At 62.4% G+C, this 14,018-nt stretch carries 12 protein-coding genes; 5 read left to right on the forward strand and 7 right to left on the reverse strand.

Annotated features, from left to right (window positions below):
• The first annotated feature begins 36 nt into the window (after nucleotides 1-36).
• Nucleotides 37-1,794 (forward strand): DEDD exonuclease domain-containing protein, encoded by a 1,758-nt coding sequence (locus tag SB749_RS08755; protein WP_410710020.1) that lies wholly within the window; start codon nucleotides 37-39, stop codon nucleotides 1,792-1,794.
• Here SB749_RS08755 and trpD read toward each other — a convergent pair.
• Nucleotides 1,762-2,865 (reverse strand): anthranilate phosphoribosyltransferase, encoded by a 1,104-nt coding sequence (gene trpD, locus SB749_RS08760; protein ID WP_410710494.1) that lies wholly within the window; start codon nucleotides 2,863-2,865, stop codon nucleotides 1,762-1,764. The two genes, SB749_RS08755 and trpD, sit on opposite strands and share 33 nt — an antisense overlap.
• Before the next feature lie 302 nt (nucleotides 2,866-3,167).
• On the opposite strand from trpD, the gene SB749_RS08765 reads away from it, so the two are divergent.
• From SB749_RS08765 to SB749_RS08780, 4 genes are read left to right on the forward strand one after another with little or no spacing between them, the layout of a single operon-like run.
• Entirely contained in the window at nucleotides 3,168-3,737 is a 570-nt protein-coding gene (locus SB749_RS08765) for a heme-copper oxidase subunit III (protein WP_264801801.1), read from the forward strand.
• Nucleotides 3,738-3,794: 57 nt separating this feature from the next.
• Complete coding sequence (locus tag SB749_RS08770; RefSeq protein ID WP_101544143.1) at nucleotides 3,795-4,580, forward strand: c-type cytochrome; 786 nt, start codon at nucleotides 3,795-3,797, stop codon at nucleotides 4,578-4,580.
• 49 nt (nucleotides 4,581-4,629) lie between these two features.
• A complete protein-coding gene (locus SB749_RS08775) occupies nucleotides 4,630-5,673 on the forward strand; it encodes a Rieske 2Fe-2S domain-containing protein (protein WP_410710021.1) in 1,044 nt (347 codons plus the stop codon).
• Nucleotides 5,670-7,295 (forward strand): cytochrome b, encoded by a 1,626-nt coding sequence (locus SB749_RS08780; protein WP_410710022.1) that lies wholly within the window; start codon nucleotides 5,670-5,672, stop codon nucleotides 7,293-7,295. Before SB749_RS08775 ends, SB749_RS08780 begins: the two co-directional genes overlap by 4 nt.
• A gap of 1,130 nt (nucleotides 7,296-8,425) precedes the next feature.
• On the opposite strand, the gene SB749_RS08785 is transcribed toward SB749_RS08780, so the two are convergent.
• The 6 genes from SB749_RS08785 to SB749_RS08810 form a co-directional block, all read right to left on the reverse strand.
• Nucleotides 8,426-8,827 carry a cytochrome c oxidase subunit 4 gene (locus tag SB749_RS08785; RefSeq protein WP_264801688.1) on the reverse strand — a complete coding sequence of 134 codons (402 nt, stop codon included), beginning with the start codon at nucleotides 8,825-8,827 and terminating at the stop codon, nucleotides 8,426-8,428.
• Entirely contained in the window at nucleotides 8,824-10,521 is a 1,698-nt protein-coding gene (ctaD, locus tag SB749_RS08790; RefSeq protein WP_139467188.1) for a cytochrome c oxidase subunit I, read from the reverse strand. The genes SB749_RS08785 and ctaD overlap by 4 nt, the downstream gene beginning before the upstream one ends.
• Nucleotides 10,518-11,390 carry a cytochrome c oxidase subunit II gene (gene coxB, locus SB749_RS08795; protein WP_139467187.1) on the reverse strand — a complete coding sequence of 291 codons (873 nt, stop codon included), beginning with the start codon at nucleotides 11,388-11,390 and terminating at the stop codon, nucleotides 10,518-10,520. The genes ctaD and coxB overlap by 4 nt, the downstream gene beginning before the upstream one ends.
• A 110-nt stretch (nucleotides 11,391-11,500) precedes the next feature.
• A complete protein-coding gene (gene aat, locus SB749_RS08800; RefSeq protein WP_410710023.1) occupies nucleotides 11,501-12,178 on the reverse strand; it encodes a leucyl/phenylalanyl-tRNA--protein transferase in 678 nt (225 codons plus the stop codon).
• A gap of 29 nt (nucleotides 12,179-12,207) precedes the next feature.
• Nucleotides 12,208-12,561, reverse strand: a complete 354-nt coding sequence (locus SB749_RS08805) for a HesB/IscA family protein (protein WP_025778316.1) — start codon at nucleotides 12,559-12,561, stop codon at nucleotides 12,208-12,210.
• 79 nt (nucleotides 12,562-12,640) lie between these two features.
• Nucleotides 12,641-14,017, reverse strand: coding sequence for a dipeptidase (locus SB749_RS08810; RefSeq protein WP_410710024.1), 1,377 nt, complete (start codon nucleotides 14,015-14,017; stop codon nucleotides 12,641-12,643).
• Between the last annotated feature and the right edge of the window lies 1 nt (nucleotide 14,018).

Raw genomic sequence — 14,018 nt, forward strand, 5'->3', positions numbered from 1 at the left:
CGCTTCGTGTCAGCGACACCTGAGAGACTGGGCATCATGACCGTCCCCTTCGACCGCGCACCCAGCGCACTGCACAACACTCAGCTTTCCTTCGACAGCCTCGGAACTCCCCTGTCCGACGTCACCTTCGTCATCGTCGACCTCGAAACGACAGGCACCCGAGCCGGGCAGTCGGAGATCACCGAGATCGGCGCGGTCAAGACGCGCGGCGGCGAGGTCATCGGCGAGTTCCAGACCCTGGTCAAACCGGAACACTCCGTGATCAGCCCGTTCGTGGCCCGGCTCACCGGCATCACTCATGCAATGGTCGATGATGCACCCCCGATCAGCTCGGTTCTGCCGAGCTTCCTGGAATTCTCCGTCGGTGCGGTGCTGGTGGCACACAACGCGCCCTTCGACATCGGATTCCTCCGCTCGGCCTGCGAACGCCTCGACTACCACTGGCCGGCGCCCACAGTCCTCGATACCGTCACGCTGTCCCGGCGCGTCGTCGGCCGCGATGAAGTGCGCAACCACAAACTCTCGACGCTCGCCGCTCATTTCGGCACCCAGGTCGAGCCCGATCACCGTGCGCTCTCCGACGCGCGGGCCACCGGCGAGCTCCTCCACCACCTGTTCGAACGATTCGGCGGCTACGGTGTGACGACGCTGGAGGAGCTGTCGACCGTCAGACAGTCGGGGTGGGCGAAGCGACAGGCGAAATCCCATCTGGCCAAGGACGTCCCCCCGGAGCCCGGCGTCTACATGTTCCTCGATGGCACTCGCCGTGTGCTCTACATCGGGAAGTCCGGAAATATGGCCAGGCGAGTGCGCGGGTACTTCAACGCCTCGGAGAACCGTGGCCGCATGGCCGAGATGATCACCGCGGCACAGGAGGTCAGCTGTCTTCCCTGCGCCCACGCGCTGGAAGCCGAAGTCCGCGAGATCCGTCTCATCGGAGAGCTGGCTCCGCCGTACAACCGACGGTCGAAGAACCCCGAACGCAATTCGTGGATCGTGCTCAGCGATGAGCTCTTCCCCCGACTGTCGGTGGTTCGGGCGAACTCGGCGCTCGAACGCTCCCCCGCACCGCCGCTGGGACCGTTCCGGTCACGGAAGTCGGCACAAGCTGTCAAGGAACTCCTCGACACCCTCTACCCGGTCAAGAGGTGCACGGCGACGATCACGCAGCGCAGCCTCGGCGAACATCGTCCCTGTGTAAGTGCGCAGGTGGGTCAGTGCGGCGGTCCCTGCGCTGGGATCACCGATGTCGATGATTATCGGAGTTCGATCCGCGAACTCTTCGCCCTGCTCGGTGGGGACCTGTCCTCACTGCAGCGCTTGGCCGCTGAGCGGATGCAGCGACTGTCCGGAGAAGCCCGGTTCGAAACGGCCGCCGAGGTCCGGGACGCGATGCGTTCGGCGGTGTCCACCGCGGCGCGGGCCGAACAGGTCACGGCACTGCGGAGAGTTCCCGAACTGATTGCGGCGGCCCCCGGTTTCGACTCAGGCTGGGACCTGGCGATCATCCGCCACGGGAAACTCGCCGGTGCCGGCCATGTGTCGACCAGGCAGGCCATGGGAGATTCCCTGTCGGCGCTGCATTCGACGGCCGAATGGGTCCCTGCCCCCGGAGCGCTGCCGCAGGAGACAGACTCGCTCGCGGAGGAGTCGCGTTTGCTGGCCGGCTGGCTGGAGACCGCCGAGCTCGTCTCCGTGACTCCCTCAGGCGGTCATGGCTGGTCGCTGCCCCGACAGGGAGCGACCAGCCATGCACACAGCTCAGGAGCGGTTCGTCTCAGCGACTCTGTGTGAGACGTCGATGAGCTGCTGAAGCTTGTTCGCGCCGCCCCCGCTGTCGATCGTCTCCACCGCAGTCTCGAGCTTGAGGGCCAAACGCTCAGTGAAGGTGCCCACAGCTGACTCGTCGGCGGCGACGAGAGCCGCCGCGGCGTTGATGGCCACGATGTCGCGCACTGCCGATCGTTCGCCGTCGAGGACCGCGCGCGTGATAGCCGCGTTCTCATTCGGACCGCCGCCGCGCAGATCGTCCTTCGTCGCCCGCTCGATGCCGAGGTCGAGGGCGTCGAACGTCGTGTGTTCGATCTCGCCGTGACGGACTTCCCAGACATCGTTGACATCGGTGTTGCTCAGCTCGTCGAGACCGTCACGCGACCGGAACACCACGGCCTGGTGTCCGCGCTTGGCCAGCGTGCCGACGACGAGCGGGGCCATCTGGGCATCGGCGACGCCGATGGCCGTATGCCTGGCCCGAGCCGGGTTCGTCAGGGGGCCGAGGATATTGAACGCGGTGGGGACGTTGATCTGACGCCGCACAGCAGCGACGAACTGCATCGACGGGTGGAACACATTGGCGAAGCAGAATGCCAGTCCGACCTCTTGGGCGATCTCACCGGTCTGTTCGGGGGTGATGTCGAACCGCACGCCGAGCGCTTCGAGCACATCGGCCGATCCCGACGCCGAGGATGTCGCACGGTTTCCGTGCTTGACGACCCGCTGCCCGGTGGCGGAGATGATCATGGCCGCGGTCGAGGAGATGTTCGCCGTCTTCGCGCGGTCGCCTCCGGTGCCGACGATGTCGACGGAGTCCTCGAGTCCCGGCAGGGGCACGGCATGGTCCATCATCGCCGCCACGAGGCCGGCGATCTCCTCGACCGTCTCGCCCTTCGTATGGTGTGCTGCGAGAAATGCGGCCATTGTCACATCCGGAGTCTTGCCGGACATGATCTGATCCATCGCCCAAGCAGCCTGAACGCCATCGAGGTCCTGCTGGTGCATGAGAGCCATGAGCAGGTCGGGCCAGTTCTCAGCGGCCGCCGGAACCGTGGTGCGGGCCTCGGAAGCCTGAGCTGCCGGGGTGGTCAAGGGCGTGGAATCGGTCATCCGTCTGAACTCTCACTAGGGGCTGCCGCCGCCCCGAAGCACAGGGCGGACCTTACCTGCGGCATACTATCGCGACTTCGACACGCGGGCGGAAGCGGCTTCCGAAACGAGATTTAGGCACCAGATCGCGGTTTTTGCTACGTCGTGTAGAAATTTCTTTCTCGAAACCTGGGTAAAAGATGAAAACTCACCCCGAGACGGGTAATAATGGGGTTGTGTCAACTGCCACTGCATCTCAAACAGCGCCAGCACATCCGGTTGTCAATCGTCCGAATGTGACCACGGTGGGCTTCATCGTGTTCCTCGCGAGCGACCTGATGTTCTTTGCCGCGCTCTTCGCCATGTACTTCACCGTCCGGTCCGTTGTTCCGGAGCTGTGGGAGGCGAGGACCCAGATCCTCGACATCCCCTACGCTCTCGGCAACACGTTGATCCTGGTGTCGTCTTCGTTCACCTGCCAGATCGGTGTGTTCGCCGCCGAGCGGTTCCGCCCTCGGCGGACCGGCTCGCTGTTCAACATCGCCAAATGGGGAATGGTCGAGTGGTTCTACCTCACCTTCGCCCTGGGCGCGATCTTCGTCTCCGGTCAGGTCATGGAGTACGCGACCCTCGTCAGCGAGGGAATCTCGATCAGCTCCGACGGCTACGGCTCCGTCTTCTACCTGACCACGGGCTTCCACGGCATTCACGTGACCATCGGACTCATCTGCTTCCTGCTCGTCATCGGACGCGCCTACGGAGCGAAGAAGTTCGGTCACCATGAAGCCACATTCGCAATCTGCGTGTCCTACTACTGGCACTTCGTCGATGTCGTCTGGATCGGTCTGTTCGGCATCATCTACCTGCTCCAGTAGCCGGCCTGAGATGCTCGGCCCCCAGGACTCACAACACTTCAAGCAAAGGACGATCAAGTGAAGCTTCTAGCAGATCGCCGCAGACATCCCATGGCGCTGGTCGCGCTTCTTCTCGTGGGACTGCTGCTGACCGGCGGAGCCTATGCACTCTTCACGCAGACTTCGAGCGCCAAGGCGGACACAGCCAGCGCCTCTGATATCGAAGAAGGCAAGAAACTCTTCGCGGCCAACTGTGCCACCTGTCACGGCATGAACGCCGAAGGCTCGAAGGCCGGTCCCGGTCTCATCGGCGTCGGCGCTGCTGCTGTGGACTTCCAGGTAGGCACCGGACGCATGCCGCTGCAGGCCAACGGCCCGCAGGCTCGCGTCAAGGAACCGCAGTTCGACGAAGAGCAGACTGCTCAGATCGCTGCCTACGTTGCTTCGCTCGGCCCCGGGCCGGCAGTTCCCGAAGACGAGTACCTCGATGCTTCGAAGGGTGACCCCGCTGCCGGCGGCGGTCTGTTCCGCACCAACTGCGCCATGTGCCACAACGTGGTCGGCTCGGGTGGTGCTCTGACCCGCGGCAAGTACGCACCGAACCTGTCCGAAGTCTCCGAGAAGCACCTCTACGAAGCGATGCAGACCGGCCCGCAGAACATGCCGATCTTCAACGACGCGAACCTGACTCCTGAAGACAAGCGCGATGTCATCGCCTACGTCAAGGAAGTCTCGGACAACCCCTCCCCCGGCGGATTCAAGCTCGGATCGCTGGGTCCAGTGGCAGAGGGCCTGTTCATCTGGTTCTTCGGACTTGCTGCCGTCATCGGTCTGACAGTGTGGCTGTCATCCAGGGCCAAGTGAGTCTGACAGTGTCGTTCACCATCAATTACGAGAATAGACGGGGAATTCAATGACCTCGAAAGAGCACTCCGGCGGCGGCAGCCAGCTCGAGGAGTTGAACGGGTTCACGAACCCAGGTCTGCCCGAGCACAAACCGCGCTTGGCCGATTCGGACCCACGTGCCGAGAAGGTCGCCGAACGACAGGTAGCCGCCTGGTTCATCCTCTCGATGATCGGAACCATCTGGTTCATCGTGGCGTACTTCCTGTTCACTCCGGGCGAATCCATGCAGAGCATCCGCCTCCACAACATGTTCGTCGGCCTCGGCGCCGCTGTCGCGATGTTCTCCATCGGCTTCGGTGCAGTGCTCTGGGCCAAGAACCTCATGAGCGATCATGAGGGCATCGACGAACGCCATGACATCGGCGGCAGCGAAGAGGATCAGGCGATTGCGCTCGAGATCCTCCACCAGGCCAAGGAAGAGTCGGGCATCGCCCGCCGTCCGCTGCTGCGCAACACCCTCATCGCAGCGCTGGCGATCGCTCCGCTGCCCGCAGTCCTCGTCTTCCGCGACCTCGGTCCGCTGCCGGGCGACAAGATGTTCAACACGCTCTGGCAGAAGGGCACTCGTCTCATCCGCGATGTCGGCGGAATCCCCTCGGTCGATTCCGAACGTCCGATCAAGGCTGACGAAGTCACAATCGGCTCGGCCTACCACGTCCTGCCTTCGGGCATCGGCGACGAGGAGGTCAGCGAGCACCCGCTGGACGAGAAGGCCAAAGCGGCCGTGCTTCTCATGCGCATCGATCCCAAGGAACTCAAAGAGGATCCGGATCGCAAGGATTGGTCGCACGACGGTATCGTCGCCTACTCGAAGATCTGCACCCACGTCGGCTGCCCCGTCGCACTGTACGAGCACCAGACGCACCACCTGCTGTGCCCCTGCCACCAGTCGACCTTCGACGTGACGGAACACTGCAAGGTCATCTTCGGCCCGGCTAAACGACCGCTTCCTCAGCTGCCCATCACCGTGGACAGCGAAGGCTACCTGGTTGCCCAGTCGGACTTCCCTGAGCCTGTCGGACCTACGTTCTGGGAGATCAACCACCCATGAGTACTACACAGCCAACCACCACCATCGGGAAGGCGGCGAACTTCGCCGAAACCCGCGTCGGGGCATCTGTCCTCGTGCGCGAGTTCGGTCGCAAGATCTTCCCCTCCCACTGGTCGTTCATGCTCGGCGAGGTTGCTCTCTACAGCTTCATCATCGTCGTCCTGTCCGGAACGTTCCTCACGTTCTTCTTCCAGCCGGCCATGGGTGAACTTCACTATGACGGACCCTGGCTGCCGCTGCGCGGAGTCGAGATCTCCGAAGCCTATGACTCGACACTGGCAATCTCCCTGGAGATCCGCGGCGGTCTGTTCATCCGACAGATGCACCACTGGGGTGCGCTGCTCTTCGTCGCCGCATTGAGCGTCCACATGCTTCGTGTGTTCTTCACCGGCGCTTTCCGTCGTCCGCGTGAGCTCAACTGGGTCGTCGGTGTTCTGCTCGTCATCATGGGCATGGCTGCCGGCTTCACCGGCTACTCGCTCCCCGATGACCTGCTCTCGGGCAACGGCCTGCGAATCATCGACGGCATCCTGAAGTCGCTGCCGCTCGTGGGAACCTATATCTCATTCTTCCTCTTCGGCGGAGAGTTCCCGGGCATCGACATCGTGGCCCGTCTGTACACCCTGCACATCATGATCGTGCCGGCTCTGCTCATCGCGCTCATCGGCATCCACCTGATGTTCGTCGTCGTGCACAAGCACACCCAGTACCCGGGTGCAGGAAATACGGAGAAGAACGTCGTCGGAGAACCGGTCCTGCCGACCTTCGCGGCCAAGGGCGGAGGATTCTTCTTCCTCATCTTCGGTCTGCTCTCGCTCATCTCGGCCCTGTTCACGATCAACCCGATCTGGAACTACGGTCCGTACGACCCCTCCCCGGTCTCGGCTGGTACCCAGCCTGACTGGTACATCGGCTGGGCCGACGGCTTCCTCCGCATCGTTCCGGGCTGGTTCGAGTTCTACATCTTCGGATGGCCGATCTCGTTCAACATCAACAGTGCCGTGCTCGTCATGGGCGGCGTGTTCGCTGTCATGTTCATCTATCCGTTCTTCGAGGCGTGGCTGCAGAAGGACCATCGAGAGCACCACATCCTCGATCGTCCGCGCAACAACCCGACTCGTACCGCCATCGGCGTTGCCGGAATCATCTTCTACTGCAACATGTGGGCGGCTGCATCGGGTGACATCATCGCTGTGTTCTTCCAGATGTCGCTCAACGATATGATCTACATCTTCCGATTCCTGTTCTTCTTCGGACCGATCATCGGTTACATCATCACCAAGCGCATGTGCCTCGCACTTCAGCGCAAGGACCGCGAGATCGCTCTGCACGGAAGGGAGACGGCTCATATCATCCGTCTGCCCCACGGTGAGTTCCTCGAACGCCACGAGGCTCTTCCCCCGCACAAGCTGTGGAAGATCACCGCATTCGAGTCGCCGACCTACATTCCGGCCGAGCCGAACGCCGAGGGCAAGATCACGGGAATGGAGAAGCTGCGTGCACGTCTGTCTCGCTTCTTCTTCGAAGATCGTGTGGCTCCGGTGACGAAGCAGGAGCTCGAAGCTTCGCACCACGACCACGGCGCTGTCGAGGGTTCGAACAACAAGGAACTCGGACACTGACAGGTTCGACAAGCCAGATTCGAGGGGCTCAGCAGTTCAACTGCTGAGCCCCTCGCTCTATTCACAGAAGAAGTCTGCTCTTCACCGGAGCGCCGACTCAGCCTGATTCCCCAGGCTTACCCTCTCCTCTCCAGACACGGGTCATCACAACCCTGTCCTGCTCATTTCGCAGGACTCGACACTCAGCAGCTGCCTCCGACATTTCTGGTCCAGTCCCCCATCTGGAGGATCCCCGGTCCATGCGGCCTCAGAGAGCATGCGCAGGAGTGTTCCCGCACGAGCGTCGGACCACCGCCGACGGGTGTGACAAGCATCGGACGACCCTCGATGCAGGCGACCTGGACGGGTCACTGCCAGCAGCAATGGGAGATTCGTCCAAGCACGTCAATCTGCTCAGATGGAACCTGCCGCGGTTGCGCCGGTCCCCAGTGTTGAGGGGCGTTGCTCTGTGTTCTCTGTGACGCTGGCAGCGTTCAGAAGCCCTCCTTCTCGGCCGGAGACTACTCTCGACGACTCCGAGTGCGTCTGGGCTCCTACGACAGCCAGGGAGAGCCATTTTCGCTGGTTCTGAAAGAGTCCGTTCTCTCCGGCCCGAATGAGGCGTCAGCACGGAAGAGCAATCGGGCGAGGAGACGGTCGATGGCCCGGCCCCACTCCCCTGATTCGAAATCGGATGCCGCGCACCCTATCAATACATCTGACGCCCTCGCTCGGCCAGATTGAGTCACGGCGCTGTTTCGGGAGAGCCCGACTCCGCTGCTTCCACATTGTTGGACCGCCGCTCAATCGGTTCAGGAACCGACGCGCTGTATCCTCGCTGAGCGCATCGGTATCCGACCATCGTCACCAGGTTCGGAGCCTTCGATACTTGCGTCCGGAACAGTTCATCAGTTTCGAACCTGATGAACTGTCCAAAGGGTGATCCTCGTGAGCAAGAGGCTCCGATGGCGGCGCAATCATGCGTCTGCACCGGCGCAGCCTGCCACCGAACTCCATTGTCGACCTCACACCGGTCACCAACCTCGGCGAAGATCCCGGCGATACGTGCCGTCAGAAGTGCTGTGAATAGCACTGTGGCCCGGACTCGATTTGAGTCCGGGCCACAGTGGCTGGGCGATCAGATCACTGAATCAGTGGGCGAAATCCCCGCGATCATGTTCGTAGGTGAGACCGACGAGCGCGATGATGCCGAGCACGACACCGAACGGGAAGATCCACCAGCCCATCGCAATTCCATAGAAGGCGACGGCGGCAGCGCCCGCGCTGAAGATCGGCCACCAGCTCCACGGGCTGAACATACCGTAGTCGGCATCGGCGTCAGAGATCTCGGCGTCATCGTTGTCCTGAGGCTGACGACCGACACGTCGATCCGTCAGCCAGAGGTAGACGCCGATCATCAGGGCCATCAGTCCGACGAGGAGCAGCGCCGGGAATCCGACGAGCTCGGTGAAGTCGGTGAAGAAGCCGTAGAAGATCCCGACTGCGATGAAGAACAGGCCGCAGAGGTTGAAGACGTAGATCGATGACTTCATTTGGCGTTGTCTCCTGTGAGCTGGGGTTCTGCCTGACCGTGTCCGCTGTACTCAAGCAGCTCTGGGTGGTTGAGGTCGAAGGCAGGACGTTCGGAGCGGATCCGCGGCAGCGAGGTGAAGTTGTGACGCGGGGGCGGGCACGAGGTGGCCCATTCGAGCGATCCTCCGTAGCCCCACGGATCGTCGACAGTCACCTTGGGTGCGTTGCGGTGGGTGATCCACACGTTCCAGAAGAACGGAACCATGGACAGACCCAGCAGCAGCGAGCCGACCGTCGACACCTGGTTCATCCAGGTGAAGCCGTCCTGCGGCAGGTAGTCGGCGTAACGACGCGGCATTCCGTCGACACCCAGCCAGTGCTGGACGAGGAAGGTTCCGTGGAAGCCGATGAACAGCATCCAGAAGTGGATGTGACCGAGCTTCTCGTTGAGCATCTTGCCCGTCCACTTCGGCCACCAGAAGTAGAATCCGGCGAACATCGCGAACACGACGGTGCCGAAGACGACGTAGTGGAAGTGGGCCACGACGAAGTAGGTGTCGGACACATGCTGGTCGAGAGCCGGGCTGGCCAGGATGACTCCGGTCAGACCACCGAAGAGGAACGTTGCGAGGAAGCCGATCGACCATACGATAGGCGTCTCGAATGTGATCGAGCCTCTCCACATCGTGCCGATCCAGTTGAAGAACTTCACACCCGTCGGGATCGCGATGAGCATCGTCATGAACGCGAAGAACGGCAGTGCGACGACGCCTGTGACGTACATGTGGTGAGCCCACACGGTCACCGACAGAGCAGCAATGGCGACTGTCGCGAAGACGAGTTCCTTGTAGCCGAAGACCGGTTTGCGGCTGAACACCGGGAAGATCTCTGTGACGATGCCGAAGAACGGCAACGCGATGACATAGACCTCCGGGTGGCCGAAGAACCAGAACAGGTGCTGCCAGAGTATCGGCCCGCCGTTGCCCGGACTGAACACATGGGAACCGAGGACACGGTCGGAACCGAGCACCAGCAGCGCAGCAGCCAGCGGCTGGAAGGCCATGAGCACGAGGATGCCGGTGACCAGAACGTTCCAGGTGAAGATCGGCATCCGGAACATGGTCATGCCCGGGGCGCGCATGGTGATCACAGTGGTGATGAAGTTGACGGAGCCGAGGATGGTTCCGAATCCCTGCAGGGCGAGTCCGAGGACCCACAAGTTACCACCGGCGCCCGGCGTGAACGTCGTATTGCTCAATGGCGCGTACGCGGTCCAGCCGAAGGATGCTGCACCCTGCGGGGTGAGGAATCCGGAGATGGCCACGAGGCTGCCGAAGAGGTACATCCAGAAGGCGAAGGCGTTCAGTCGCGGGAATGCCACGTCCGGAGCGCCGATCTGCAACGGCATGATGACGTTGGCGAAGCCGGCGAACAGCGGGGTGGCGAACATCAGCAGCATCAATGTGCCGTGCATGGTGAACAGCTGGTTGTACTGTTCCTTGGTCTCAACGATCTGCATCCCGGGCTCGAAGAGCTCGAGGCGGATGATGAGCGCCATCACACCGCCGACGCAGAAGAAGAAGAACGAACCGATGAGGTACATGTACCCGATCGTCTTATGGTCCGTCGACGTGATCCAGTCGACGATGATCTTGCCCTTGCTCCGTGGAACTACCGGAGCATCAAGAGCCGCCTGATCCATCGTGGCGGTCATTTCTCAGCACCTTCTTTCGGGTACCAGTTGCGATCGTACTCCGGTCCCAGCTGGCCTGTGTTGCCCTGATCGGCAAGCGACTGCGTGTACTCCTGGAATTCTTCCTTGGACACGACCTTGACGTTGAAAAGCATCTCCGAGTGGTACTCACCGCACAGCTCGGCACACTTGCCGACGTACTCGCCTTCCTTCTCGGCACGCAGATGCAGGCTCTGATCGTGGCCGGGGATCATATCGCGCTTCTCGAGGAAGGCGGGCACCCAGAAGGAGTGGAGGACGTCGCGGGAGTGCAGGCGGATCTCCAGGTCGGTGTCGACGGGGAGGTAGAGGACGGGAGCGGTCTTCTCGGGGGCTTCGGTGCCGTCGAGGGCTACCTGAGTGCCGGCGTAGTAGACGTCTTCGGTCTCATAGTTGAAGTCCCAGGCCCACTGCTTGGCAGCGACCTCGATGACCTGCTCGCCGGGGGTCGAGTCATCAGTCGTCTTCTCCATGACCTGGACGTTCTGGAAGAAGAAGCCGAGGACGAGGACGACCGGAGTCACCGTGAAGAGGATTTCGATCGGCATGCTGTAGCGCATCTGCACCGGCAGTCCGCGATCGTTCTTGCGGCGGCGGTAGGCGACCATGGCCCACAGGATGAGACCCCACACGATGAGGCCCACGATGAGAAGGGCGATCCAGCCGCCGTTCCACAGCGCTGTATAGGCATCCGTGTGGTTCGTCGCGCCTTGCGATTCGACGGGAAAAAATCCTGTGGCGATCTGCTCTTTAGTGCAACCCGATAGCAACGCCGGTATCAACACGGCGCTCAGAATGCCGAGCCGCTTCGCCCAGGACCGCTGCGGTCCTGACTGATTCGGAGAATCCACGTGCAGCCTTTCACAACGTTCTGCGTCTCCAGGTCAGGCCGAGAGACGTGTACTTACTCTGTCACTCATAAGACTACCGCTACACGCGGTAGAAATTCACCTGCAGATGTTCATTTGTTGAGAATATGCTGACAGACACTGCCCCTGAGCGCGGAATCTAGGTGCGCGGAGTACTCCAGGCCGCTGATCTCCGACACGCCGAGGGTGGCAAGGTGTGATGTCTGCCACTGGGTGTCGATGAGCCAGTCCCCCGGTGCCGCATCCGCATCCTCCGAGGTGGACCGCCGTTCTCCGTTGACAACGTCGGTTCTGTCGAAGAGTCCGACGAGGTGGGCCAGTGCGGCCTTCGAGGCGTCCCGCTGAGTGTGGAACATCGATTCGCCGGCGAAGAACGAACCGATGGCGACTCCGTAGAGTCCGCCGACGAGCTCATCGTCGTTCCAGACCTCGACCGAATGCGCCCACCCGTCGTCGTGGAGGCCCTGGTAGAGCTCGATCATCTCCTCGGTGATCCAGCTGCCCGTCCGCCGTGGGTCGGCACACGAGCGGATGACGTGCATGAAGGCGCGGTTGGTGGTGAAGGTGAAGTGCTTCATCGATTTGCGCAGGCTCTTCGTCACGCGCAGGTCACCGGGAAACAGAACTCCACGTCGTCGTGGAGCCCACCATCCCATCCGACCGGTGCCCCCGTGGCCGACTCCCATCGGGAAGAGACCGGCCCGATACGACAAAAGGACCTGGGGCTGCGTTGCCGTATATGACACGGCACGCAGATCCTCCAGGTCCATGAGAAGCGCTCCTCCTCAGCCGAGGCTGATCAGTGGAACGAGTCTCCGCAGGCGCAGGAGCCGCCGGCGTTGGGGTTGTCGATGGTGAAGCCCTGCTTCTCGATGGTGTCGGAGAAGTCGATGGTCGAACCGCTGAGGTAGGGAACGCTCATCCGGTCGACGATGACCTCGACGCCGTCGAAGTCGCGGACTGCGTCTCCGTCGAGGAAACGCTCATCGAAATACAGCTGATAGATCAATCCGGAACATCCGCCGGGCTGGACAGCCACGCGCAGGCGCAGGTCGTCACGACCTTCCTGTTCCAGCAGGCTGCGGACCTTGTCGGCAGCGGTCGACGACAGCTCCACCTCGTGGGTGGCTTCTGCTTTTTCGGTCACAGTCATGGTTACTCCTTTTCGCGTTCCTGTCCCCAGGCTACACCGGTGACAACGTCGGTGCCCGGCAAGCTATTCCCCGTTTGCGTCATCCTTGGTCGCCGAGGCGCTGCAGCAGCAGTGCTTCGGCGACGATCGCGGCCTTGAAATCGGGCAGGTAGAGCGATTCGTTGGCGCTGTGGGCCCTGGCGTCGGGATCTTCGACACCCGTGACGAGGATCGATGCGCTGGGAAACACATCGAGCAGATCGGCGATGAAGGGAATCGATCCGCCGATGCCCATCGTCACCGATTCGGTGCCCCATGCGTCGGTGAGCGCCTGGCGGGCGGTCCGGACCACTGGGTCGTTCTCATCGGCCTGCCAGGGGCTTCCGCCCTCGGTCTCACCGATGCTCAGCTGCGCGCCGAAGGGCAGATTCGCGCGCAGATGCTCTTCGACGGCCTTGACCGCCGAGGCGGGAGTGTCCCCGGGCGCGAGTCGGATCGAGAGCTTGGCCTTCAGTGAGGACTGCAGGGTGTTCGAAGAGACCGCCACATCGGGAATGTCGAGGCCGATGACGGTGATCGACGGCTGAGTCCACAGACGGGAGGCCAAGGTGCCTGCGCCGATGAGCTCGGTCTCCTCGAGCACTCCGGAGTCGGTGCGCAGAGTCGCCTCGTCGTAGTCGATGGACGTCTCTGTGCTCGAGTGCAGCCCGGCGACAGCGACGGAGCCGTTGTCATCGTGGAGGGTCGCCAGCAGCTTCGTCATCGCGAGCATCGCATCCGGTGCCACTCCCCCGTACATTCCCGAGTGCACGGCGTGGTCGAGCGTGGAGACCTCGAATTCGACGGCGCACATTCCGCGCAGGCTCGTCGTCAGGGCCGGAGTGCCCGCAGCCCAGTTGCCCGAATCGGCGACGACGATGACATCGGCACGCAGTCGGTCCCGGTAGGTCTCGAGGAAATTGCGGAAGCTCGGGCTGCCGGCTTCCTCCTCGCCTTCGAAGAAGAGCGTCACACCGACACCGAGGCGGTCGGCCAGCAGCCGGAGAGCCGTGAGATGGACCATGATCCCCGCCTTGTCGTCGGCGGCTCCACGGCCGAAGAGACGGTCGCCCTTCCGGGTGGCGACGAAGGGTTCGGTGTCCCAATCCTCGGCGCGTCCGGGCGGCTGCACGTCGTGATGGGCGTAGAGGAGGACGGTCGGGGCGCCCTCCGGAGCCGGCACGGAGGCGACCACGGCCGGGTATCCGTCGGCGCCGTCAGACTGCTTCGCGGTGAGGATCTCCGTCTCGAGGCCGAGCTGACGTGCCAAGCCCGCGACCGCCTCGGCGCTGGCCGTGACATTCGCGGCGTCAAAGCTCGGCCAGGCGACGGAGGGGATGGCGACGAGATCCGTGAGATTGCCGATTACCTCGTCGAAGATGGTGTCCAGTTCGGCATGCAATTGTGCACTGTCAAGTGCTGAAGTCGATTCGCTCATT

It is taken from the genome of Brevibacterium sp. SIMBA_078 (assembly GCF_046534565.1).
In the GTDB taxonomy this organism is placed as follows: domain Bacteria; phylum Actinomycetota; class Actinomycetes; order Actinomycetales; family Brevibacteriaceae; genus Brevibacterium.